The 23,767-nt window shown below is 57.7% G+C and carries 23 protein-coding genes; 19 read left to right on the top strand and 4 right to left on the bottom strand.

What is annotated here, in order from left to right; all coding sequences use genetic code 11:
- Nucleotides 1–66 precede the first annotated feature (66 nt).
- The 3 genes from murJ to BMZ35_RS01225 are packed head-to-tail and all read right to left on the bottom strand — an operon-like array spanning nucleotide 67 to nucleotide 5,550.
- Nucleotides 67–1,611 carry a murein biosynthesis integral membrane protein MurJ gene (gene murJ, locus BMZ35_RS01235; RefSeq protein WP_093090129.1) on the bottom strand — a complete coding sequence of 515 codons (1,545 nt, stop codon included), beginning with the start codon at nucleotides 1,609–1,611 and terminating at the stop codon, nucleotides 67–69.
- Nucleotides 1,608–4,391, bottom strand: a complete 2,784-nt coding sequence (locus tag BMZ35_RS01230; protein ID WP_242654667.1) for a [protein-PII] uridylyltransferase — start codon at nucleotides 4,389–4,391, stop codon at nucleotides 1,608–1,610. The genes murJ and BMZ35_RS01230 overlap by 4 nt, the downstream gene beginning before the upstream one ends.
- Nucleotides 4,378–5,550 carry a penicillin-binding protein activator gene (locus BMZ35_RS01225; RefSeq protein ID WP_093092453.1) on the bottom strand — a complete coding sequence of 391 codons (1,173 nt, stop codon included), beginning with the start codon at nucleotides 5,548–5,550 and terminating at the stop codon, nucleotides 4,378–4,380. The genes BMZ35_RS01230 and BMZ35_RS01225 overlap by 14 nt, the downstream gene beginning before the upstream one ends.
- 97 nt (nucleotides 5,551–5,647) lie before the next feature.
- Between BMZ35_RS01225 and rsmI the strand changes: the two genes are divergently transcribed.
- The 3 genes from rsmI (at nucleotide 5,648) to gshB (ending at nucleotide 7,878) form a co-directional block, all read left to right on the top strand.
- Nucleotides 5,648–6,505: a 16S rRNA (cytidine(1402)-2'-O)-methyltransferase gene (gene rsmI, locus BMZ35_RS01220; RefSeq protein WP_093090127.1), complete on the top strand. Its 858-nt coding sequence runs from the start codon at nucleotides 5,648–5,650 to the stop codon at nucleotides 6,503–6,505.
- Nucleotides 6,506–6,521: 16 nt separating this feature from the next.
- On the top strand, nucleotides 6,522–6,878 hold the full coding sequence (locus BMZ35_RS01215) for a YraN family protein (RefSeq protein ID WP_423227737.1): 357 nt from the start codon (nucleotides 6,522–6,524) through the stop codon (nucleotides 6,876–6,878).
- A gap of 64 nt (nucleotides 6,879–6,942) precedes the next feature.
- Nucleotides 6,943–7,878, top strand: coding sequence for a glutathione synthase (gene gshB / locus BMZ35_RS01210; RefSeq protein WP_093090126.1), 936 nt, complete (start codon nucleotides 6,943–6,945; stop codon nucleotides 7,876–7,878).
- Here the strand turns inward: gshB and BMZ35_RS01205 are convergent, their stop codons facing one another.
- Nucleotides 7,879–9,393: a YifB family Mg chelatase-like AAA ATPase gene (locus BMZ35_RS01205; RefSeq protein ID WP_093090125.1), complete on the bottom strand. Its 1,515-nt coding sequence runs from the start codon at nucleotides 9,391–9,393 to the stop codon at nucleotides 7,879–7,881.
- A gap of 334 nt (nucleotides 9,394–9,727) precedes the next feature.
- On the opposite strand from BMZ35_RS01205, the gene BMZ35_RS01200 reads away from it, so the two are divergent.
- The 16 genes from BMZ35_RS01200 (at nucleotide 9,728) to BMZ35_RS01120 (ending at nucleotide 23,682) form a co-directional block, all read left to right on the top strand.
- Nucleotides 9,728–9,928: a helix-turn-helix transcriptional regulator gene (locus BMZ35_RS01200; protein WP_093090124.1), complete on the top strand. Its 201-nt coding sequence runs from the start codon at nucleotides 9,728–9,730 to the stop codon at nucleotides 9,926–9,928.
- Nucleotides 9,925–10,188, top strand: a complete 264-nt coding sequence (locus BMZ35_RS01195) for a hypothetical protein (RefSeq protein ID WP_093090123.1) — start codon at nucleotides 9,925–9,927, stop codon at nucleotides 10,186–10,188. The genes BMZ35_RS01200 and BMZ35_RS01195 overlap by 4 nt, the downstream gene beginning before the upstream one ends.
- Nucleotides 10,189–10,202: 14 nt before the next feature.
- Nucleotides 10,203–10,526 (top strand): hypothetical protein, encoded by a 324-nt coding sequence (locus tag BMZ35_RS01190; RefSeq protein ID WP_093090122.1) that lies wholly within the window; start codon nucleotides 10,203–10,205, stop codon nucleotides 10,524–10,526.
- Between the two features lie 652 nt (nucleotides 10,527–11,178).
- A complete protein-coding gene (locus BMZ35_RS01175) occupies nucleotides 11,179–12,723 on the top strand; it encodes an AAA family ATPase (protein ID WP_093090119.1) in 1,545 nt (514 codons plus the stop codon).
- A 358-nt stretch (nucleotides 12,724–13,081) separates the two neighbouring features.
- Nucleotides 13,082–13,348 carry a hypothetical protein gene (locus BMZ35_RS01170; RefSeq protein ID WP_131814307.1) on the top strand — a complete coding sequence of 89 codons (267 nt, stop codon included), beginning with the start codon at nucleotides 13,082–13,084 and terminating at the stop codon, nucleotides 13,346–13,348.
- The gene (locus tag BMZ35_RS01165; RefSeq protein WP_093090117.1) at nucleotides 13,341–14,630 is read left to right on the top strand and encodes a terminase large subunit domain-containing protein; all 1,290 of its coding nucleotides are present in this window, start codon (nucleotides 13,341–13,343) and stop codon (nucleotides 14,628–14,630) included. Before BMZ35_RS01170 ends, BMZ35_RS01165 begins: the two co-directional genes overlap by 8 nt.
- Nucleotides 14,627–16,672: a portal protein gene (locus tag BMZ35_RS01160; protein ID WP_093090116.1), complete on the top strand. Its 2,046-nt coding sequence runs from the start codon at nucleotides 14,627–14,629 to the stop codon at nucleotides 16,670–16,672. Before BMZ35_RS01165 ends, BMZ35_RS01160 begins: the two co-directional genes overlap by 4 nt.
- A complete protein-coding gene (locus BMZ35_RS01155; protein ID WP_093090115.1) occupies nucleotides 16,672–17,598 on the top strand; it encodes a hypothetical protein in 927 nt (308 codons plus the stop codon). The genes BMZ35_RS01160 and BMZ35_RS01155 overlap by 1 nt, the downstream gene beginning before the upstream one ends.
- Before the next feature lies 1 nt (nucleotide 17,599).
- The gene (locus BMZ35_RS01150; RefSeq protein ID WP_093090114.1) at nucleotides 17,600–18,643 is read left to right on the top strand and encodes an SU10 major capsid protein; all 1,044 of its coding nucleotides are present in this window, start codon (nucleotides 17,600–17,602) and stop codon (nucleotides 18,641–18,643) included.
- 13 nt (nucleotides 18,644–18,656) lie between these two features.
- Complete coding sequence (locus BMZ35_RS20720; protein WP_131814306.1) at nucleotides 18,657–18,866, top strand: hypothetical protein; 210 nt, start codon at nucleotides 18,657–18,659, stop codon at nucleotides 18,864–18,866.
- Nucleotide 18,867: 1 nt separating this feature from the next.
- Nucleotides 18,868–19,494 (top strand): phage adaptor protein, encoded by a 627-nt coding sequence (locus tag BMZ35_RS01145; RefSeq protein WP_131814305.1) that lies wholly within the window; start codon nucleotides 18,868–18,870, stop codon nucleotides 19,492–19,494.
- A 2-nt stretch (nucleotides 19,495–19,496) separates the two neighbouring features.
- Nucleotides 19,497–20,066 carry a hypothetical protein gene (locus BMZ35_RS01140; RefSeq protein WP_093090112.1) on the top strand — a complete coding sequence of 190 codons (570 nt, stop codon included), beginning with the start codon at nucleotides 19,497–19,499 and terminating at the stop codon, nucleotides 20,064–20,066.
- Between the two features lie 2 nt (nucleotides 20,067–20,068).
- Nucleotides 20,069–20,740, top strand: coding sequence for a hypothetical protein (locus BMZ35_RS01135; protein WP_093090111.1), 672 nt, complete (start codon nucleotides 20,069–20,071; stop codon nucleotides 20,738–20,740).
- 24 nt (nucleotides 20,741–20,764) lie between these two features.
- A complete protein-coding gene (locus BMZ35_RS01130; RefSeq protein WP_093090110.1) occupies nucleotides 20,765–21,688 on the top strand; it encodes a hypothetical protein in 924 nt (307 codons plus the stop codon).
- Between the two features lie 3 nt (nucleotides 21,689–21,691).
- On the top strand, nucleotides 21,692–23,317 hold the full coding sequence (locus tag BMZ35_RS01125; RefSeq protein WP_093090109.1) for a hypothetical protein: 1,626 nt from the start codon (nucleotides 21,692–21,694) through the stop codon (nucleotides 23,315–23,317).
- Nucleotides 23,314–23,682 carry a hypothetical protein gene (locus BMZ35_RS01120; protein WP_093090108.1) on the top strand — a complete coding sequence of 123 codons (369 nt, stop codon included), beginning with the start codon at nucleotides 23,314–23,316 and terminating at the stop codon, nucleotides 23,680–23,682. Before BMZ35_RS01125 ends, BMZ35_RS01120 begins: the two co-directional genes overlap by 4 nt.
- Nucleotides 23,683–23,767 lie beyond the last annotated feature (85 nt).

Below are 23,767 nucleotides of genomic sequence, written 5' to 3'. Positions count from 1 at the left end.
ATTGTCCTGTCTGTGCCCCGAGTAACGACCGATCCGGGGAAGAGGGCAAGGAAAAATTGGATTTCGTCAGGCTGACCGGCGCGCGGCCCCGCGCAGTTCCGAGAAGCGGAACGCCCCGGTGATGTGCGCAGATAGGAAGTAGGTGACGCTTCCCGCCGCGATCAGGACCAGCAGCGCGCCATAGCGCCAGCCGGGCATGCCGAGCCATGGTGAGAGGATCAGCGTGGCCCCCCAGAGGGCGGCGGCCATGACCCCCGAACACAGGCAGATCCGCCAGAGGCGGCTGCGCAGGCGGTTGTCGAACCTGGCCACCGCGCCATAGCGGCGGGCACCCAGAGCCAACTGTGCGACCATGACCCAGGCCGAAACCGAGGCAGCAATGGCGGGGGCCATCCAACTCAGGAAAGGGGATAGGCCAAAGGCCAGAGCGGCGTTCACGATCATCGCCCAGACGGCGTAGTGGAACGGGCGGCGCGTGTCTTCGCGAGCGAAATAGAGCGGTTGCAGCAGTTTCTGCAGCACGAAGGCGGGCAGGCCGAGCCCGTAGATCGCCACGGCCACGGCGATGGCGGCGCTGTCATCCGCGCCGGTGGCGCCGCGTTCGAACAGGACCGAGACCAACGGCAGCGGGATCACGAGAAACGCAACGGCGCAGGGAATGGTGAGGAAGAGGGCGAACTCTCCGGCGCGGGAAAAGGCATATTGCGCCCCGTCATCATCGCCCGCGCGCAGGCGGCGCGAAAGGTCGGGCAAAAGCACGATACCGACGGCGATGCCGACCACGCCGAGGGGCAGTTGATAGAGTCGGTCGGCAGCAAAGAGCCAGCTCACCGCACCGGGAGTGGCCGAGGCGACGATCTGGCCGACGACAAGGTTGATCTGCATGACGCCCGAGGCCAGCGCGGCGGGAACGGCAATCGCCAGCATTCGCCGCATGTCGGGGGTGACGTGGGGCAGGCCGGGGCGAAAGGAAATGCCCGCGCGCAGGGTCGCGATCCAGACAAAGGCCAGTTGGGCGACACCGGCGATCGGGATGGTCCAGACCAGCCACATGACCACGTCGCCCCCCACTGCCGCCCCGATGATCAGGGCGGGCACCACCAACACATTGAGCAGAACCGGCGCCGCAGCAGCGGCGGCAAAGCGCCCGGTGGCATTCAGGATGCCCGAAAACAGCGCCGCGAGGGACATGAAGACGATATAGGGAAAGACGATGTGGCCAAAGCCGACCGTCATGTCGAAGCGTTCATCGCCATAAAAGCCCTCTGCCGTGAGCCAGACCAGCGCGGGCATGAAGATCATGGCCAGCGCGGCCAGCCCCAGAACGGAGATGGCCAGAAGGTTGAAGGCGTCGCGGGCAAACCCTGCCGCGTCCTCGTCCGCCTCGTATTTCTTGGAAAACATCGGCACGAAGGCCGCATTGAAGGCGCCTTCGGCAAAGAAGCGGCGGAACATGTTGGGCAGGCGGAAGGCGGCAACGAAGGCGTCAAGCGCGCTGCCCGGACCGATATAGGCGAGAATCAGGATTTCACGCGCAAAGCCGAGGACCCGGCTCATCAGGGTCCAGAAGCCGACGGTCAGAAAGCCGGATATCAGCCGGATCGGCTTCAAGAGGTCGCCCTTTCCACGCCTTTTTCGATCGCTTCACGCAGGCGCTTTTCTAGGGTGCGCTGCTTGGCTTCGGAGTGGAATTTGAGTCCGAACATGTCCTTGACATAGAAGCTGTCGACCACCTGCTCCCCGAAGGTCGCGATCACCGCCGAAGCGATGTAGACGTTGTTGTTGGCCAAAGTCCGGGTCAGGTCGAACAAGAGGCCCGGACGGTCGCGGGTGTCGACTTCGATGATGGTGTAGATATCGGAGCCGTCATTGTCGAAGGTGATGGTTGTCGGCACCCGGAAGGCACGTTCGCGTTTCTTGATCACGTCGCGCGACTTGATGGCCTCGGTGGTGAGTACCTCGCCGCGCAGGGTCTTTTCGATCATCTGGCGCAGGCGGGGCAGGCGCGAGGCCTCGAAAGGGTGTCCCTCGATGTCCTGTATCCAGAAGGCGGCCGTGGCATACCCGTCCTTGGAGGTGAAGGTGCGTGCATCCACGATATTGGCCCCGACCAGCGCCAGTGCCCCGCACATGCGGCTGAAGATGCCGGGATGATCGGCCATGGCAAAGCAGGCGCGGGTGGCGTCGCGATCTTCGTCCGGGTGAAGGTCGATGCGCACCTCGTCGTCCTGTATGTCGCGCAGCAGTTCGGCAAAAACCTTGTGCGCGGTGACATGCAGCCCCTGCCAGTAAGGATCGTAATGGCGCCCGGTTTCGCGTTTGAGCTCTTTGGCGGGCCAGTCGGCCAGCTCTTTGCGCAGGAGTTTCTTGGCCTCGGTGCCTCGGTTTTCGCGGGTGATCGCCTCCATTCCGTCTTCCAGCACCAGCTTGGTCTGGCGGTAGAGCGCGCGGATCAGGACTGCTTTCCAATTGTTCCACGTGTCCGGCCCGACGCCGCGAATGTCACAGACGGTCAGGACAGTCAGAAGGTTCAGCCGGTCGACTGTCTGCACCGCCTTGGCAAAGTCGCGCACGGTGCGCGGATCAGCGATGTCGCGTTTCTGGGCGGTGTCGGACATCAGGAGGTGATACCGCACCAGCCATTCGACCGTTTCGCATTCCGCCTTGGGCAGGCCAAGCGCCGGTGCAACACGGCGGGCGATCTGGGCGCCCAGCACAGAATGGTCGATGTCGCGACCCTTGCCGATGTCGTGCAACAGCAGTGCCACCATCAGCACCCGGCGGTTGATGCCGGACTTGATGATGTCCGAGCTGAGCGGCAGTTCCTCGCGCAGTTCGTCGCGTTCGATCCGGTCAAGGTTGGCGATGACCTGGATGGTGTGTTCGTCCACCGTGTAGGAGTGATACATATTGAACTGCATCATAGCCACGATGGGTTCGAACTCGGGGAGGAAGGCGGCCAGCACGCCCAGTTCGTTCATCCGCCGCAGGGCGCGTTCCGGGTTTCCGTGTTTCAGCAGAAGCCCGAGGAAGATCTTGCGCGCTTCCTTGTTGGCGCGCATGTCGTCGTCGATCAGGTCGAGATTGGCCGTGACAAGGCGCATGGCATCCGGGTGGATCAGCAGCCCCGTGCGCAACCCTTCGTCGAAGATACGCAGCAGGTTGAGCTTGTCGGAAAGAAACGCTTCGTCATCGACCACCGCGAGGCGATTGTTGATCACGACATATTCGGGTTTGACCTTGCGGCGACGGCGGAAAATGCGCTCCATCAGCGGTGCGGCCTTGGCGTGGTCCGCTTCCAGCTTGGTCAGAAGGATGCGGGTCAGGTCGCCCACCGAGGTCGCCTTGCGGAAATAATCCTGCATGAAATGTTCGACCGCGCGGCGCCCGCCCCTGTCGACATATCCCAGCCGGTCGGCCACTTCGACCTGCACGTCAAAGGTCAGCTGTTCGACCGGGCGCCCGGCGATCAGGTGCAGGTGTCCGCGCACTGCCCAAAGGAAGTTTTCGGCGTCGATGAAGCTTTCGAGTTCGTCTTTGGTCAGTACCTTGAGCGCGACCAATTCGGAAACGTCTGTGACCTGGTAGACGTATTTCGCGATCCAGAACAGCGATTGCAGATCGCGCAGACCTCCTTTGCCCTCTTTCACGTTGGGTTCGACGACATAGCGTTCGCCCTGCTTGAGGTGGCGTGCCTCGCGTTCGGAGAGCTTGGCCTCGATGAACTCCCGTTCCGTGCCGGTGAACAGTTCCGCCCGGAGACGTTTGTTCAACTCGGTGGCAAGACCCTCGTCCCCCCAGAGAAAGCGGTTTTCCAGCAGCGCGGTGCGGATGGTGTAATCTTCGCCCCCGAGGCGCAGGCAATCCTTGACGGTGCGGCTTGAGTGGCCAACCTTGAGGCGCAGATCCCACAGGATGTAGAGCATGGATTCAATCACGCTCTCGGCCCAGGCCGTGATCTTGTAGGGGGTCAGGAACAGCAGATCGACATCCGATTGCGGTGCCATTTCGCCCCGCCCGTACCCACCCACTGCCAAGAGCGCCAGGCGTTCGGATTCGGTCGGGTTCGGCAGCGGGTGCAATTGGGTCGTGGCCACGTGAAAGGCGCAGCCGACAAGGCAGTCGGTCAGCCACGTATAGGAGCGGGTCATTTCCCGCGCGGCGAATGGTTTTTCCCGAAACGAGTCCGCGATGCGGGCCATGCCTTCCTTGCGACGGGTCGACAGCAGCTTGACCACCGCCCCCCGAAAGGCGCGGTCATCGCTTTTTTCTTCAACCAGGGCGTCGAGATCCGCCCGGATGGATTTATGGTCGAAGATCTGTTCAGGATCGCAGATCAGCGTGTCCTTGGGCAGTGTGACGATATCCGTGCCGGGCTCAGAAGCCGGCACCGCCGAATCGGGTTGGGGCAGGGTCAATGATTACAACCTTCTTGTCACGGATCGTGGCCACCGCCAGTCCGCGTTCATTCGTACCGTCGGCGCGAAGGCGGAAAATGCCGTTCACACCCTGAAAACCTGCGCCTTGGGTGAGGGCGCCCGTCGTCAATGCATCGCTCTTGCCCGCCTTGACCAGTGCGCCGATCGCCGCAATCCCGTCATAGGCCAGACCACCGATCGGGTGCGGCAGGCCGCCATAGGCCTGTGCGTAGCGGGTCTGGAACTGTTGCGTCAGCTGAGGGTCTGGCATTGCAAACCAGCCGCCCTGAACCCCCGGCAGTTCGAGCGTCTGGGCCGGGATGTCCCAGCGGGTCAGGCCGATAAACTGGGTGGTGGCGGGGCTGAGACCGGCCTCGGGCAGAACCTGTGTCAGCAATGGCAGGGCGCCGGAGGTGTCCGAGGTCAGGAAGATCGCGTCGGCCTGGTTCTGATCGGCGTTGAGCTTGATCTGTGACGTGGCCGCGATGACGCCTTCCTGCGAGAACTGGTAGGACACGGTGCCCGCCTCGGTCGCGTTGTTGCGCGAAATCGCGGACAGGATGGCATTGCGTCCAATCTGACCCGAAACGTTTTCGGCGTGCACGACCATGATGCGTTCCCTACCGTTGCGCTTGGAGAAGCCAACGAGGCGGTCGGCGGTGTTTTCGAATGTCGGGCCCAGCACAAAGAGGTTGCCGCCGGCAATCGTGGTGTTGTTGGAGAAGGCCATGACGTTGATCTTGCGGTTGACCACGGCCTTGGCCGCTGCGTTCGCGGCCTCTGCAAAGACCGGACCAAGAATGATCTTGGCGCCTTCATTCACCGCCTGAATGGCGGCGGCCTGTGCGGTAGCTGCCTGTCCGGCCGTGGGATAGACCCGCAGGTCGATCTGCACGCCTTGAAGGTCAGCGATGGCCAAACGCGCCGCGTTTTCAAGGCTTTGCGCCAGAAGGGCATCGCCGGAATTGCCTGACCCCATGGGCACGAGAAGCGCCACAGGCACCGGAGCGTTGGTCGAGATGGTCGGTCCTGTGCTCAGCCCGGTGGGTTCACAGGCGAACAGCGCAAAACTCGCCAATCCAAGTGCGGCCCCTTTCAGAAGCTTGCGGGCGGGTTTAAGAAAAGCAAACATCACGAATATCTCCACTCCCATTGGGGTCGGGTCCGCAACTCTGATCCGGCCGCCCGATGGGGTGCAATCATAAACGTAGCGAAAGGCGGGTCCAGAGGTGAATTACAAGACCGAGAAATTGCGACCTGGTTTGTACTTTGTCGCCACACCGATCGGCACGGCGCGCGACATCACGCTCAGGGCGCTGGACGTTCTGGCCTCGACCGATGTAATTGCAGCCGAGGACACGCGGTCAATGCGGCGGTTGCTGGAGATTCATGGCGTGCCGCTCGGGGATCGCCCGCTGATATCCTATCACGATCACTCTGGCGCCGGGGCGCGGGAAAAGCTGCTGGGGTTTCTGGCCGATGGTCGGTCGGTGGCCTATGCCTCGGAGGCGGGGACGCCGCTGATCGCCGATCCGGGCTATCATTTGTCGCGCGCCGCGGCAGAGGCGGGGCATTTGGTGACGTCGGCGCCCGGACCGTCCGCCGTCGCCACGGCGCTGACGCTGGCGGGGTTGCCGACGGATGCGTTTTTCTTTGCCGGGTTCCTGCCCAATGCCAAATCAGCCCGGCGCAGCGCGCTTGAGGCGGTGCGGGACGTGCCGGGGACCTTGGTGTTTTACGAATCCCCCAAGCGGGTTGGCGCGATGTTGTCGGATGCCGCCGAAGTGCTTGGCGCGGGCCGCGAGGCGGCGCTTTGCCGGGAACTGACAAAGAAATTCGAAGAGGTACTGCGCGGGCCGCTGTCCGAGTTGAGCAGTGCGGCGCAAGAGCGAAGTTTCAAAGGGGAGATCGTCGTTTTGATTGACCGCGGGCGCGGCGAGGATTCCGGGGAGGACGATATCGAGGCGGCGCTGGTCACGGCGCTGGAAACGATGAGTGTGCGCGATGCCTCGGAAGCGGTGGCGCAGGCGTTTGGGGCGCATAAACGGAAAATTTATCAACTGGCCCTTAAGCTGAAGAAGGATTGAAGCAGCGGAGGGCGTGATGATGTCGGGGACAAATTATCATGCGGGGCAGGCGGCCGAGGCGAACGTGGCGCGGGAATACGAGCGACAGGGGATGCACGTGGTGCATCAGCGCTGGCGGGGGCGCGGGGGCGAGATTGACCTGATCCTGCGGCGCGATGACGAGGTGATCTTTGTCGAGGTCAAGAAAAGCCGCAGTTTTCACCGCGCGGCCCAGCGCCTGCAACCACGCCAGATGGCGCGCCTGTTGGCCGCCGGGGAGGAGTTTCTTGGTGGCGAGCCACGCGGGCTTTTGACCGAAGCGCGGTTTGACGTGGCGCTGGTGGATGTCACCGGCGCGGTGAAAATCATTGAAAACGCGTTGATGGTAGCCTGAGCAGCCATTGCAAGCGGGCGGGGCTTGGGCCATGTAGTGGGGATATCAACAGAGGTTGCCCCATATGAAGATCGCTTTTCAGATGGACCCGATCCAGTCGGTCGACATCAACGCTGACAGCTCGTTCCGCCTTGCCGAAGAGGCGCAGGCGCGTGGCCATGAGCTTTTTTATTATTCGCCGGACAAGCTGGCCTTTGAAGAAGGGCGTATTACCGCGCGGGGGCACGACATGCAGGTGCGCCGCGAGCAGGGCAACCATGTCGATCTTGGGCCGGAGGTTCATGTGGACCTTGCGGATTTTGACGTGGTTTGGCTGCGTCAGGACCCCCCGTTCGACATGCATTACATCACCTCGACGCATATCCTGGACCGGTTGATGCCCGAGACGCTGGTGGTGAATGACCCGTTCTGGGTACGCAACTACCCCGAGAAACTGTTGGTTCTGGACTTTCCGGATCTGACCCCGCCGACCACGATCGCGCGGGATCTGGCGACCATCAAGGCGTTCAAGGAAAAGCACGGTGACGTCATCCTGAAGCCGCTTTATGGCAATGGCGGCGCGGGGGTTTTCCGGCTCGATCACAACGATCGTAACCTGACCTCGCTGCACGAGCTGTTCACCGGGTTCAGCCGGGAGCCCCTGATCGTGCAGAAATTCCTGCCGGATGTCAGCAATGGCGACAAGCGCGTGATTCTGGTGGATGGCGAACCTGTGGGCGCGATCAACCGGGTGCCGGCTGCGGGTGAAACCCGCTCGAACATGCATGTGGGCGGTCGGCCTGAGAAGATCGCGCTGAGCGCGCGGGACCGTGAGATCTGTGATGCGATTGGTCCGCTTCTGCGCGAAAAGGGGCAGGTCTTTGTGGGGATCGACGTGATCGGCGATTACCTCACCGAGATCAACGTGACCTCGCCCACCGGCATTCAGGAACTGGAGCGGTTCGACGGGATCAACGTGGCCGAAAAAATCTGGCAGGCGATCGAGGCCAAGCGCGCCTGATCAGACCTCGCGCGGGGATGTGAGGCGAAAGCTGACCGCCTCGGCCACGTGGGGTTTGCGCACCGTGTCGCTGCCCGCAAGGTCGGCAATCGTGCGCGCCACCCGGAGCACGCGGTGATAACCGCGTGCGGACAGGCCAAAGCGTTCGGCCACTTTGCCCAGCAATTCCCGCCCTTCGGAGTCGGGCGTGCCGATTTCCTCGAGCAACGCGCCTTGGACGTCGGCGTTGCTGCGCAGGTCCGGGTGGTCGGCAAAGCGCGCGTCTTGTATTTCGCAGGCGGCCAGAACCCGCGCGCGCACGGTTTCCGACGTGTCCCCGTCGGCGGGCAGGTCAAGGTCGGTGTAGCGTACGGGCGGAACCTCGATGCGCAGGTCAAGCCGATCCAGCAAGGGGCCGGAAAGACGCCCGAGATAGTCTTCACCGCAGGTCGGTACGCGGGCGCAGGCGCGTTCGGGGTCGTACATATGCCCGCAGCGGCAGGGGTTGGCGGCGGCAATCAGCATGAACTTGCACGGGTAGGTCACGTGGGCATTCGCCCGCGCGATCATCACCTGTCCTGTCTCGATGGGCTGGCGCAGGGTTTCAAGCACCGGGCGGGCAAATTCGGGCAGTTCGTCCATGAACAGCACACCATTGTGGGCCAGTGAAATTTCGCCCGGAAGGGCGCGCCGCCCACCGCCGACAATCGCGGCCATGGAGGCCGTGTGGTGCGGTTCGCGAAACGGGCGGGTGCGGGAAATGCCGCCCTGGTCCAGCAATCCGGCCACGGAATGGATCATCGAGGTTTCCAGCGCCTCTGCCGGGCTGAGGGGGGGCAGGATCGAGGGCAGACGCGCCGCGAGCATGGATTTGCCGGACCCCGGCGCACCGACCATGAAGAGGTGGTGTCTTCCGGCGGCAGCAATTTCGAGGGCGCGCTTGGCCCGTTCCTGACCCTTGACCTCGCGAAGATCACGCAGATGGCCGGTTTCGGAAACCTCCCCTGGTTCCGAGGGGGGCAGGGGCGATTGGCCGGTATAGTGGCGCACCACGTCTGCGAGCGATGCAGCGCCAATCACCTGTGTTGCGGCAACCCAAGCCGCTTCGGGACCGCTGGCGCGCGGGCAGAGCAGGATGCGGTCCTCTTCGGCGGCGGACATGGCCGCTGGCAGCGCGCCGGTGACGGGCACAAGCGAGCCGTCCAGGGACAATTCTCCCAGCGATACTGTGCCTTCGGCGGCATCCTCTGGAACGATCCCAAGCGCGGCCAAAAGGGCCAGCGCGATGGGTAGGTCAAAGTGGCTGCCTTCCTTGGGCAAGTCGGCCGGGGAAAGGTTGATGGTGATGCGCTTTGAGGGCAAGGCGATGGCCATCGACGACAGTGCGGCGCGGACCCGGTCGCGCGCCTCGGACACGGCCTTGTCCGGCAGGCCGACGATGGAGAATGCGGGAAGACCTGCGGTCACGGCGCATTGCACCTCGACCTGATGGGCCGTCACCCCTTCAAACGCCACCGTGTATGCGCGGGCAACCATGGCCGCTCCTTCCACCACTCCTGTTAAGATTGGTAAACGCAGCGTGGTTAGCGAAAGGTTAAGGCTAACTACCTAATAAGGTTAACAAAATCTTAACGACGAGTAAAATATGAGTAATTTGTTTTTGCTAACTTGCAAAGCCAATGTTGCAAAGTTGCAAAGTCATTTCCGAAAATAGTGCTTGACATTATCGTAAATTACTGTTAGATTACAATAGCTTAGCAAGAATAGCCCCCCGCAGAACATTCGCCTCAGACTGCGTAACAAAACACGACGGCACCACTGGCAAACTCGGGCACTGCCGACAACCCCTAAGTAGGGGAATGGTGGCATTATGAAAGAGACTTTCCTCACCACTCAAGAGCTAGCCGACCGCTGGCATACGACTGTAGGTTCGCTTGCGGTAGTACGTTGCCGTGGCGCAGGTCCGAAGTTTATCAAACTCGGTCACAAGAAGGTGTTGTACCGACTGAGCGACATTCTCGAATATGAAGCAGAGCGCGAACGCACCAACAGTGCGGGGATCGCGGTATGAGTGACACCCAATTAGGTTACGACCCGAACGAACCCGCCACCAAAGGCGAAGTTATGCACTTTGTCGATCGAGTAGGCGGCGTGCTTTCAACTCAAGACGCTCAAATCAACGAGCTTTCGAAGGCGGCGACCACGCTCAACAACGGCGTCAACTCGCACAACACAATCATTGAGCAGCTTATGAACACGATCCGCGCTCAAGAGGACCGAATAGCGGCGCTGGAAGCGGCACTAGCTGCGCCGTACTACGACAAACACTAAGAAAGGCTAACCCAATGACTAAACAAGTCGGATTATACGACATGTTGTTCGCAACCTCTGAGGGCCAAGAACCTACTACGTTCCTCGCTCAGATGCAGGCGTACAACGAGCGCCTAGAGACAGTGGTAGCGTTCCTACGCGCCCTGCTCAGCGGCCAAGACGAACTACGCAAACAGTCGCTTGCTATCATCGACAAGCTGACCGCTATCGAAACGCGCCTCAACGAATGGGGCCACCAAGATTATGACGACATTCGTAAGCTGCAACGCCAGATCAACGCTTTGCAGCAACAACTTGAGAATGCGACGCAACTGCAATCCAAGCGCAAACTCAACTGATGGTCACTAATGCGCTCAAGAAAAGCCCTGACTACTTCAAGCGTATGCTTGAGCGGAGTGGCTGGCCCGCTCGTCTCTTGCTCTACGTAGAGCTTAAGCGCGGCGACCAAGGCCGTATGGAAGCGCATTACACCTGTGACGCCTGCAAAAAAGAATGCGTCACACAAATCGACAAGCTCAAGCGCCGCAAAAACAAAATGGAATTGAAATGCGGCGCTTGTCTAAAGAAACGCAAACCTAATTAGGGGAACTAAAAATGCCTAATCCACACACACCAGACGAGATAATCGCGAACGCCGCATGGTTTTTCGGAAGACCGAAATCGCCTATCAACATCGCGGATATACATATCCCAGACGATAAATCAGAGGCGGTGATCTATACCAAAAAGCCGCTGACGCAAGCGCAAGAATGCTGCGTGTGCGGCTACCTCAGTATGTATGCAATCTTCATCACGTCTTTCGAAGTTAAGGAGTAAAGGTGTGGACTTCGATACACGCTTGATAGGTTAAGTGAGAAAAAAGGCCCGCTACGCGAAAAGGCTAAAAACGCGCGGCGGGCCTAGTAACCTAACTAGGTGAGGTAATAGCCTAGTTATAGCGTATAACCCCTTGTTTGTCAAGGGAAATTTTCAGAAATACTGAGGTAAAACATGCCAGATAACGGATCAATTCCGCCGAGCACGAACGACACTCTAGAAGAAATGGAAAAAACTCTAGCTGCAATGGGCGTCTTTATGGCCGACGGCGACGAGTACACCGAAGAAGAGCTTGCGCCTTATATGGAGCAGGCAAACGAGATAATTAACCTACCGCCGCCAGCGCCGCACACAGAGCCAGAACCGACAGCGCCGCCGCCTGATAACTTAGTGAACTTTACCGACGATGCCGAGTTCACACGTTATCTGTTAGACATGGTTCCGCCAGATAAGATCAACGATCCACAATTTCAGCAGCAATGGGCCAGCCACATACAAGCGACACTCACTGGTCAACGTCAACGCAAGAAGGACGCCGAACGAGCAAAACCGGACCTACGGGCGCGGACGCTTGGAGAGGTGCTTGACGAGAAGATAACTACTGAGTTTGTCGTAGAGAACATCTACATCGCCGGATACGTCACCTGTTACACTGGCCCTAAAGGTTCGTTCAAAACTACAGTCGCCGCGTTTGAGCTATTGACGTTCGCTAGTAAGCGTCACCTTTCGCCTAAATACCCGACGCTCAATTTCAACGCTGGTTGCATATTCGCCGGTGAGAACTATTCGGACGTCAAGGCGTGCTTTTATGCCACAATACACTATCACAACTTCCCTAATGAGGTGAGAGACAAAATACACGTCCTTGACCGCTCGCTAATCCTAAATGCAGAAGCGGCTGAGGCGTTCGTAGCCGCTAACCCGTTTGCAAATTACGACCTAATCATCATCGACACGATGCAGGCATACAGTAGCTACGAGGATCGCAACCGCGACGATATTATGAAGCCGTTTGTAGACGCCGCATTCGTACTTGCCAGATACTACAAGGCGCACGTCAAAATTCTCTGCCACCCTACTAAAAGCAGCGAAGATCATAATGAAAAGTATATGGTCCCTAAAGGTGCTGGCGTTGTCGTAGATGCTACAGACGGACAGGCGACACAGAAGCGCTCTAGTAAAACGGCGCTACAGGTAGAGGCATACCCAAATCCCAAGTATCGCGGCGCTCGCTACGATCCGCTCGTGTACGATATGGTTATTGTAAACGACTGCCCTGAGCTTGCTTACCAGTCGATTGACGAAAATGGTAACGAGATAACCAAATACGCAGAAGCGCCAGTGGTAAATAGTGTGCGCCTCAAATCTGACGCTCCGAAAGACGCGCAGACACAGGAAGCGCCAGACTGGTACACGACGCTGGGTAAGAACCAAGCCAGAATTGTCGATGTGGTGTTTGGATACTTACACACACAAAAACGCGCGCCAGATTATGACGAGTTAGTTGACCATATGCTTGAAGATTGGCCCGGTAGATCAGAGGCCAAACACAAGAAGAGTGATATAAAGAAGACGCTCACAGGACTACAGAACAAAGGAATTTTGGAGCGCGACGGTAGTACGCTGACGCTTTCCTTTGAGCGGCGTAAAGAGGTGCATCATTACCTAACTAGGGTAACGGAAAGCGATGCTCTCCCTACCTCTGGCGCAGATGAATAAAAAATATCCTTTAAAAACAATGGGTTAGCAGGTAGGGAAGGCGGTCGGGATTCCCTACCTTACTTCCCTACCTGTCCCAACGTGCGGGTGGTAGGGAAGTAGGGTAGGGAGAGAGTTTCTTAGAAACTCCCCTACTTCCCGACCTCCCCCCGAGGACCGGCTTTCGTTTCCCTATAAGGCGTCAATGCTCGAAAGACCGCGCCGCGCCAGATCGAGCTTATAACGCGTTAGACAGATTACCTAACTAGGGTATCCATTCATCCCCCGGTTGATTTCCGCCTCGCCAATTAACAAATTAAGCACTTGACATTCAGTTGCATTTATGCAACAATAACAGAGCTTTATAGGATATTAAGTCATGGCAGGACGACCGCGTAGAGAGAGTGCAGCAAACGTGTTGCGGCGCATGGAGTGTGACCCGCTGCGTTACCTTGCCCGGCGTTTCAACAGTGCTTTAGACGGGGATAAGAAAGACCAGTTGGCGCTAAAGCTGATCGAATACACGCACCCGAAACTGAAAGCGGTTGAGCACCAAGCGGGCGAAGGCGCGACGATCACAGTCACAATCGGCGGCGATCCCCAATTAGGGAAGACCTCAGAACCGGAGCCGCCGCCCGATGAGTGACGTAAACGTACAGATCAACTTTAGACCTGAGCAGGCGCGGTTGTATTCGACAGCCGCGCGCTTCGCCGTGAGAGTTGTTCACCGTCGCTTTGGTAAGACCTTTCAAGCAATCGCAGAGTTAACCGCAGACGCGCTCACTACCCAATTAGGTGATTGGCGCGGCTTCTATATCGCGCCCACATTCAAGCAGGCGAAGCGCATTGCGTGGGACTACATCAAGCAATTCACACGCGACATTCCAGCCATCCAATTCAATGAGCAAGAATTACGCGTCGATTTCCCCAACGGCGCGCGCATCCAGCTTCTAGGAGCGGAAACATACGACAGCCTCAGAGGGCAGTATGCAGACCGCGTTGTACTGGACGAAGCGCAGTTGATCCCGTCTCCAGCTTGGAAGCTGGTCATTCGCCCGATGCTGGCAGACCGCAACGGACGCGCCGTTATCCAAGGCACACCAGCAGGACGCCACAACCTGCTCTTTGAACTATACGAGTACGCGCGCACACAAGACGATCCAGACTGGTCGCACCACATCTTAACCGTACATGATACTGACGTGCTCTCACCTAATGAGGTGAAAGCGATGCAGCGCGAAATGAGCGATGCAGAGTTTCAGCAAGAACTCTTGTGCAGCTTCAATGCAGCTATTCGCGGCGCGTATCTCGCCAAGGAAATGCAGCAGGCGCAAGAGCAGGGCCGCATCACGCAAGTCAAGTACGACAGCATCCTTGATACCGTTGTAAGCCTAGACCTTGGCTGGTCAGACCTCATGGTTGCTACATTCTGGCAGAACGCAGGCACCGAACACCGCGCCATTTATTGCCGCGCGTATCAGCACACGAAGCTATCCGACATGGTGCGGGATTGGGAAACACTGCCGTTCCCGGTTAATCACATCATTCTACCGCATGACGGTAACGTGACGGACCTGAGCACAGGCACCACGCGCAAAGAGATTGTAGAGCAAGCTAGCGGCGTTCCTGTGACGATTGCGCCAAGGTGCCGCCAAAAACACGAAGCGATTGAGCAGGTGCGGCACTTCTTGTCTCACGCTTGGTTCGATCAAGAGGACACAACCACGCTAGTCGAAGCCCTATTCGGTTATCGCAGCGACTACGACGAGTTGCGCCGCGTCCACAAAATGACGCCGCTGCATTCGTGGGAAAGTCACTACTTCGACAGCGTTCAAACTTACGTACTCGGAATGCATCAAGCCGTTTCCCCTAATTGGGGGAGACTGCCTAGCGCATTCCAGCCGCGCTCAGGAAGGCGTTTTGGATGATTAAGCAGACCAAAAAACAAGAAGACCTACGCGGCATCCTCCAGCAAGAGATTGCGAATGCTGAAAACGTCGATCAACAGGCGATGCAGCAACAGCACGAGGAAGCGCTGAATTACTACTTTGGCAATGCGCCGGGACGTACTCAGGACGCAGACCCGCGCGTACCAGAGGACCGCGCCGCTATCGTATCGACTGACGTAGGCGACATGGTAAACGCGGTATTGGCACAACTGACGCCGATGCTCAGCACAGACGCGCTGGTAGAGTTTGAAGCCAAAGGCAAGGAAGACGAAGAACACGCCAGAGCGGAAAGCAACGCGGTCAATCACGTAATCATCGAACAGAACGCCGGGTTCCTTGAACTGCAAGAGGCGATCAAAGACGCGCTGCTACTGCGCAACTGCGCCGCTAAAATCCGAGTGGAAGACGAGGTATCGACGCGTTCAATTCCACTCACTGACGACAACGGCGACCCATTCCCTAATGAGGTGATTGCGGCGCTCCTGATCCCACGCGCGCCTAACGAGCGACGGGAACTGAAAAAAGACAAGATCATTGTCACCACAACTGACCGCGCGTTCTTGTTTGACGCGGTGCCATTCGAAAACATCATCTACACCGCCAACGCGACAGACACCGAAATCCAAAACCTAAGCTTCTTCGCTGAGCGCCTGTATTACACGCGCTCAGAGCTTATCAAGATGGGCTACAAGCGCCAAATCGTAGACGAGTTGCAGCACGTCACAGGCGAACAGAACATCACGCCACGGGCGCGCGACAAGTCGCACCAGCAAACGCGCTACGCGTCGTCCACACCGCAGCAGTATATTGAGTGCTACGAGTGCTACGTTATGGCCGATCTGGACGATGATGGAATAGCAGAGCGCTACCGCGTCCTACTCGCCTCTAACTACGTGCTGGATTACGAACCCGCAGAAGTGATCCCCTACGCGGTTGGTACGGCGTTCCTATCAAGTCACCGTATCGCCGGGGAATCCCTGTTTGACCGACTGAAATCGGTGCAGGACTACAAGACAGAGTTTATGCGCAATTGGGTTGATAACCAGCAGCGTATGATCTTTGGGACGTGGATTGGCGACCCGCATATCCACAACTTTGACGACATGGCGCAAGGCTCTAACGCCGTGCGTACCAAGGATATGAACCGCATCCCTGTCAAAGTCGAACACCGCGACTTGGGTCCGTCTATTCTCGCCGCCCTAGAGTACCAAGACAAACGCCGCACAGAAAAGGGCGGCGCAGCCTTGGACATGATGAGCGCAGACGCGCAGCTAGTAGGCGAAACCGCTTACGGTATTGAGCGGCAATACGCACAGCGCGAACTCATGGTTACGTTCATGGGCAGGAACCTAGCGGAAACATTCATCCGCCCGATTTACCTGCTCATGCACTACTTTATGCGGACCTATTCCAACGCACCGCTAGAGCTAAAGATGGCTGGCGAGTGGACAAGCGTTGATCCTACGCAATGGCGCGCACGACAGCGATGCAGCGTGAAAGCTGGCCTATCCGCAGGGGAGCGCACACATATGCAGCGCACCTTGCAGCAGCTTCTCAGCTTCCAGCTACAAGCGATCCAAGCAGGGCAAAACGGCGTCCTTGCGGATATTTCCACCGTCTACAATACGGTCATGGATTGGTGCAATTTTGCTGGCCTAGACAATGGCGACAGCTACGTAATCAACCCGAAATCACAGGCGGCACAGCAGGCGGCGCAGCAGAACGTGCAAGCGCAGCAGCAGCAAGCACAGGCGCAGCAACAAGCGCAGCAGCAGCTTATTCAACTCCAGATGCAGCTTGAAATGGCGAAGCTCCAGCAGGCGGCGAAGGAAGCCGACGACGAGCTTTCCTACAAGTATTGGAGTGACCGCCTGCAATCCGAAACCAAAGAAGCGGAGATTGTCGCTAAGGGCATCACCGATCTGAACAAGGTGCAGCTAGAGGGGCAGCAACGTGAAGCTCAACAAGCAAGAACAAACGGCGCTGCAGAACGCGCTACCAACGCTGGAGAAAATACGTGATGACTACCGACGAAGGACTTTTGAAGAGTGGCTCAACTGCGCAGACCCCGCAGACGCAGAGCGCATCCGAGAACGAGCAAACGCAGTCGAAACCGCATTCCGAGAATGCTTCTTCGAAGCTGAGTAAGTCGGAAAAGCTTGAACAGATCAACAAGCTTCTCTCACCTAATGAGGGAACCGACGCCACTCAGAACACAGGGCAACACGCCGCTGATCCTGCATCTAGCGGCGATGGTGCCGCCGCATCCGGTGAAGCCAGCGCACCAGAAAGCGGCGGCACCATGTCTATCAAGGAGCTGGCTACCCAACTAGGGACCACTCCTAAGAAACTGTATGAGAGCCTAGAGATTGGCCTAGGCGACGGGGAGACCATCACGCTCTCCGAAATGAAAAGCCAATACAAAGGCCAGCACGAGGCCACGCGCGATATTGTAGAGCGCGAAAACCAGCTTTCGGCGCAACACGCGCAAACGCTGGAAAATCTACAGCTTCTCAACTCTGTCTATGACGACTTGAAAGGCAAACTATCCCCTGAAACGCTCCAGCAGCTACAAGAACGCACAAACACAGCAGAAGCGAAAGAGCGGGCGCTCATGGTACAAGCCATGCCCGAACTCACAGACCCCGCGAAGCTGGATACGTTCCGAAACGATGTAGCGGAAACAATGGCGCAATTCGGCTTCAAGCCACATGAACTCGTTATTCGTGACCACCGCATCGCCCTAGCGATCAAGGAGCTAATCAGCACCAAGAGGCAGCTAAAAGCCCTCATGGAGTTTGAACCTACCAAGACGCCGCCGCGCTCTCAGAAGCCGCAAGGCAAACGCGTCAAGCCAAGCCGTACAGCAGACCTGCTCAACAAAGCCCGCGCTGGCAGCAACAAAGACAAAGCCGCCGCCGTGGACGCAATCTTGAAAGGGCATTGATATGCCAAACCCGTCTACACATACGGACTTTAGCTCCGTCGATTTCAACGGCACGATCCACGAAGACGTGATGAATGCTATCTGGGACATCTCTGATTTCCCGCTCCCGCTCATGGATATGGTCGGCTCCGGCTCTGCGGATAACCACTACCACGAATGGGTTGAGGACGCCTTGGCCGATCCTTCTGTAGCGTGGGTTGCAGATGGCGCAGACAGCGATCAGGACAACACCTCTTTGGGTGTTCGTCTGGGCAATCACACTGGTATCCAGACCCGCGAAGTGAAGGTTTCGCAGGCCGCACAGGACGCCGACTCCATTGGTTCGATTGGCTCACTCGGTTATCAGGTGATGCAGCGTCAGAAAGAACTGCGCCGCAACTTCGAAGCCGCGTTTCTTGGTATCCAAGGCAACGTCGCAGATAGCGGCGATGGCGTCACTCCCGGCAATCCCGCTGGGCTTGCTGCACAGCTTACGCAGTACGATACAGGTTCCGGTGCGACTGGTGGCGGTTTCAGCGGCGGTACTTGGACTGCGATTACCCCCGGTTCCGGTGTAGCGCTGACGCTGACCATGATCCAAGACGCGCTTGAAGCCGCCTACAACGATGGGGCGCAGCCTTCTGCACTCATGTCGGTCCCGGCGATCATCAAGAACCTGTCTCAGTACATGTTCACCAGCGACAGCCGTATCGCAACGCTGACCCGCGAAACGCAGGGCGTCGGTAAAGGTGGCGCAGCCGCAGCAATGAGCAGCGTCAACGTGCTTATCTCGGATTTTGGCATGACGATTGATTTTGTGCCGAACCGCTTGCAGCAGACCTACACCGACACCGATGGCACACCAGCACCAGCCGCCGCCGTGTTCCTGTTGGACCCGTCCTACCTGAGCATTGATTGGCTTACGGGTTTTACCGTCGATCCGCTGGCGAAGACTGGTCTGGCCGATAAGCGCTTGATGCACGCAAATGGCACTATTTGCGCTCTCAACCGCGATGCTGGCCGCGTCCTTCTGGATATCGACCCTGCCCAAGCAGTGACTACCTAATTGGGGAACCAGTATGGCAAAGTTTCCATGCCCATACGTCGCAAAAGGAAGTCGTGCGCTAACGCGCACGGCTTTCAATGAAGGCGTTCAAGTACCTAACGCCGAGTTTGACAAGCTCGCCGCTAAAAACCCCGCTCTCAAATCCAAGAACCGTCAAGAGCGCTCAGAAGCGCTTAAGAAGGAAATTCTTACAGGCGAACTCCAAAAGTATCGGGTGCGGTGACATGACTTACGATGAATTTAAAACCTATCTCGCTACTTTCCTTTGGAAAGATAACGATCAAGTGTTGATTGATAATCTGGATAGCTTGATCCAGATGGCCGACGCGGAATTGAACCAGCTATTCAAGGTGCAGCAGCGCCTTAAGACCGCGACTATTTCAGTCGATAACCAAGACTTCGAATTGCCCTCAGATTACCGCAGTATCCGCGATCTGACCCGCCTCACCAATGTTGCCGAAACCTACGGTTATGTGCCGCCTACGGAACTCTACAAAAACCGCGTCAACGCTCCCCAATTAGGGAGCCGCCCGGTTTATTCGCTGGTGGGTTCTACGCTCCTTCTGAGCGGTGATTACACCACTCCGACAGCTTTCCAGATCGTCTACTATGACAAAATCCCTGACTACCAAGACACCGACGCCAGTTGGGTAGCTGACGATTTTCTGAACCTCTACGTCTACGCCGTATTGCGCCAAACGGTCATGTTCCTACGAGAAGACGAGCGCCTACCGCTTTGGAACAGCCTATTTACCGACGCTCTGAAAGTAGCGTTGCAAGAGGACGCGCACGAGCGCGCAAGGGGCGTCATCAACAACCCGCGTGGCCGCGTCTTAGCGAGTAGGAGATAACAATGGCACTTATCCGACATAAGCAGCGATCATTGACCGCGCTCACGCCGCATAATGCGAATGCTCAGTATTTGGTGCCGAACCGCCGCAAGATCACTGCAAACACAATCACAGCAGACGGGGCGGCGTTACCTGATCCTGTGCCAGATGGATACTCAATCCGACTGACGTACTACGCAAACAACGTAGAGATTGATCACGGCTTCTTATCCGTAGGTGAGACAGCTTTGGCGACAGCACTTGCGAACCTAGCAACAGCGGCGGAAACAGAAGCGGCTACTGAGACTGCTACCGTATCTGCGCCTGATATCGTGCTTACAGGCGCTATCGGATACTTCCTAGCTGACGCTACGCTTACAGAGATTTTGCCACTCGTTTACGGACCATTCTCTACAGTTACAGGCGTCACCTATTGGTTACGAGCTGGCGTCTGGACAATCGGGTTTGATATTGATGCTGACCCTGATCCTGACTTGTTTGTACCGCTGGCGACTTTCCTAGCCTCAGCTATCGGCCCGGTAACGCGCCAACAAGTCACAGAACAAGCCCAACAACTCGGATGGGAGGAATAACTATGTCTATTGGTGGTAGCGCTTCAAAAGGTAACTCCTACGGTTACAGCAACCGTGACGCCTTGAACTATAACCAGAGCACAGGCGGTTCCTATATCGACCCGAACCAGCAGCCGTTCTTGAACCAGCTACGCGAAATGTCGCTTGGACGGTATAGCTCAGCACAGCCTGTCATCGACGCTGCAGGCGGCGCTGCGCAAGATACCGCACAACAGGCGCTTACGAACCTACAGGGACTAGGGAACCCGAATGAGGTAGTAGGCGCTCAGTTGACGGGATTGCGTAGCGGTCTGGACGACATTTACGCGCAAGGGCGCGGTCAAATTGGCGACAATGCTATAAGCGCTGGTGCTTTCGGCGGTGCGCGTCACGGCCTGACAGAAGCCGCTTTGGGCGGCGAAATCGGCAAAGCGTACACACAAGGTTACGGCGATATCATGGCTAACGCTCAGCGTCAGTCGATCAACGCTAACACCGCTGCAATGGCAGGAGCGCCGCAACTACTCAACACCGCTATTCAGTCGCAATTCGCGCCGCTGCAAGCGCTGCAAGGGCTGTTGGGCGATCCTACGATCCTGCAATCACAGCAGTCAGAGGGTATCGGTATCGACACCGCGCGCGGCGAGAACTGGTCGAACGAAAAAAGCGCACGGTTCGGTTTCGGATACAAGTAATCCCTAATTGGGGAAGGAGCGAACATGGTACTCCCAATCTTAGCAGGTATCCTAGCCGCAGGCTTAGGCTCACAAGCCTTGGTTCACGGCTACGCGATCCCTGAATACCACCGCCGCCGTGGTAAGAAAGCAGGCGGTATTCTGGATGAGCTAGACCCCAACGCCAACATTGATCAGAAGCGCGAAGCGCTTATGCGCGGCGGTTTGCTGACCCCTGAGACATTCGCCAATATCGGTTTTGAGGACGCCGCCAGCAGCCGCGATTTCTTCGAAGAAATGCAGCGTATGAACCAGCAGTATGACCTTATGAACCGCAACGCAGAAGTAGACCGCGCGTGGCGTTCCGGTGAAGCAGAAGCGAACCGCCAACATCAATCTACCGAAAACATGCTAGATCGTGACGACAAGCGCGCTACCTACGACGCCGATCAATGGCGCAAGAACGACGAGACATTCTGGGCCACGCAGACCGCGCTAGAAGAAGCGGTAGCGCCGTTTAACAACAACATCGAAATGCGTAATCGCGCTCTCGAAATTGTAGACGTCTTGAACGAACAAGGTAAAGTTGGCGGCGTTCTCGCTCCAGAGCAGCGCAATGCGCTCTTGTTCGAACTGAGCGAAATCGACGACCAACTTTTCTACGAGTACAAGCGTCAAGTGTACGGCGAAGCTGAGCCGCCCCCGGCTGTTTTGCAGCAGTTGCGTGAAGCGTATCCGACTTTCACAGACCAACCGCGCCGCCGCTGGAATGAAACCGCCGAACAGTACCGCCGCCGCAGTCGAGACGACGCGCAGACAGTACAAGAGGAACTCGAAAAAGCGGGTTCCGTTGTTGAGCGGCTTAACCGTGGCTACGGCGAAACACAGTGGACTATCGACAATCCAGATAGGTTCGTTGTCGCGCCGTATGCAGGCGGCGTATCTGACGACGATGTAATTGAGGACTAAGCCATGAGAACAGGACGCACTAAAGACGGGCGCTACGTCATTCGACCTGTTGGCGCTCCCGGTTGGGTAGAAGTCTCGAAAGAGGAATACGAGGCCGCTAAAGCAGGGCCGATTGAGGCGCTAGGGCGTGGCGCTGTTGAAGGCGTCAAAGACCTTGTAGGCGGCGCTATGCGGCTTGCAGGCGGTATTGGCTCCACTGGCACAGCGGCAATCCCACGCGAAGGCGACATGAGCCTAGAAGACGCCGCGCGTATCGCCGCAACTGCGCCGGATCAAGGGAACATCACTCAGGCGGGTGAGCGTCTACGTACCAACAATGACCCTACGCAGCGCGGCCTACGCGAAGCGCAGCCTGTCACGAGTGCGGTAGGGGAGTTACTTCCTGAACTTGCCGCAGGTGGTTTTGGCAGGGGGATCAAGACCGCAGTTGGTATCGACGCGGCGCTTGGAGCTATGCGCGATCCCGATAACCCAATTAGGGGAGCGGCGATTGGTGGCACTATCGGCGGTGCCGCCAACTTGGGCGTTTCTGCTGCTGCTAAAGCTGCAAGAGCGACATCACCGGGAGTACGTAAGGGCGTAGAAATGGCGCGCGCTATCACGACAAGAAGCCGCCGTACTGATAGCGTCAACGCTCAGCGCGTAGCAGACCCCACGTTTGAGCGCACCGCGCGGGAACTGGAAGGGTTTATCACGCCAGAGCGCGCCAAAGAGCTAGGGTTCCGACTGACACCGGGAGAAACCCGCGCTCTAAACGCCACCAGCGCAGACGAACTCGCCGCAGCAAACCGCGCGCGTGACCGCGAAGACCTTATCTCCAGCACTCAGATCACAGGGACGCCATTTCAAGGGAGCGATCTTGTCAGCAGGTGGTCACGCGACGATCACCGCCAAGCGTTCACCAGCTACATCGGTGATATTCTGGATGAACCTAACGTAGATACGCTCACAAACCGCCGCCTTGGGCAGTTGCTCGAAGAAACGCAACAAGTCTTCAAAGAGAACATTGACGAGCTAGACGCGCCTATTCCAGCAGGTACGCTTATTGACGATGTAGCGGACATGGCAGAGCAAATCGGCCCTACTGGTGAGGCGCAGCTAGCCAAGCTCGCCAAAGACGTTGAGAGCCTTACTAAAAACGGCGAACTGGATAAGCAAGCTACTACGTCGCTTATGAACTTGCTGGAGAAGCGCACTAAGACCGCCTTTGACGCTGGCAACTACGAACTTGGCAGCGCCTACAGCGCCGTGCGAACCACGCTCAATGACGCTATCGTAGCGGTAGCAGAGAAGGTGCGACCGGGCGCGGCGGTAGAGCTTAAGCAGGCGCGCAAAAAGTACGGGATCATCAAGTCGCTACAGCGTGGCCGCGCGGTTGATCCCGGCGGCATTATCAACCCGTCTACGTTCCGCAACAACTACGCCAAGACACATAGGCGCTACGCAAGCGGCAAGGATACGAGCGAGTTTGCACAAGTGCTGGACACGGTAACGTATTTGAATAGCCGCCGCACTGGTGACAGCGGCACAGCGGCGCGGTTGGCGGCTAAAGCGGTAGGTAGCGCTCCTGCACTTGCAGCAGGTGGTGGAGCCGCCGCAGCAGGCTACGACGCGATCTTTGGTAGATGAGTATCACCGCTTCCCTAATTGGGTATAAGGACGCGATTGAAGCGGCGCTGTCCCATGCGGACTACTCGCATAGCTTCGATGACATTGTGCGCGGCGTTCTTACTGGACAGCTGCATTTTTATCCTAGCGGAAACGATTTCGCCATAATGGAAATCCAGCAGTACCCGCGCTTCAATGCCTATCATTGCTTTCTAGCAGGCGGCACTACTGACGCCCTGCTAGAGTTGCAGGAGATTATCACACAGAACGCAAAAGCATTGAATTGTGATCGTCTCACCTTCACCGGGCGCAGAGGGTTTCTACGACGCTTGAAGGACAGCGGTTGGGAAGAGCAGGCGGTGCATATGACTTACCCAATTGGGTGATTGAGATAGCATGCGGGCGCTGGGGGGCGTCGCGCAGGTGTGAGGGGTACGGTAGGCTTTTCCTAATTGGGCCGTTGACCGTACC

Origin of the sequence: Shimia aestuarii (genome assembly GCF_900114635.1) — a bacterium.
Classification (GTDB): domain Bacteria; phylum Pseudomonadota; class Alphaproteobacteria; order Rhodobacterales; family Rhodobacteraceae; genus Shimia; species Shimia aestuarii.
The sequence above is the reverse complement of the archived record's forward strand: the minus strand, read 5'-3'. Positions and strand labels throughout refer to the sequence as shown.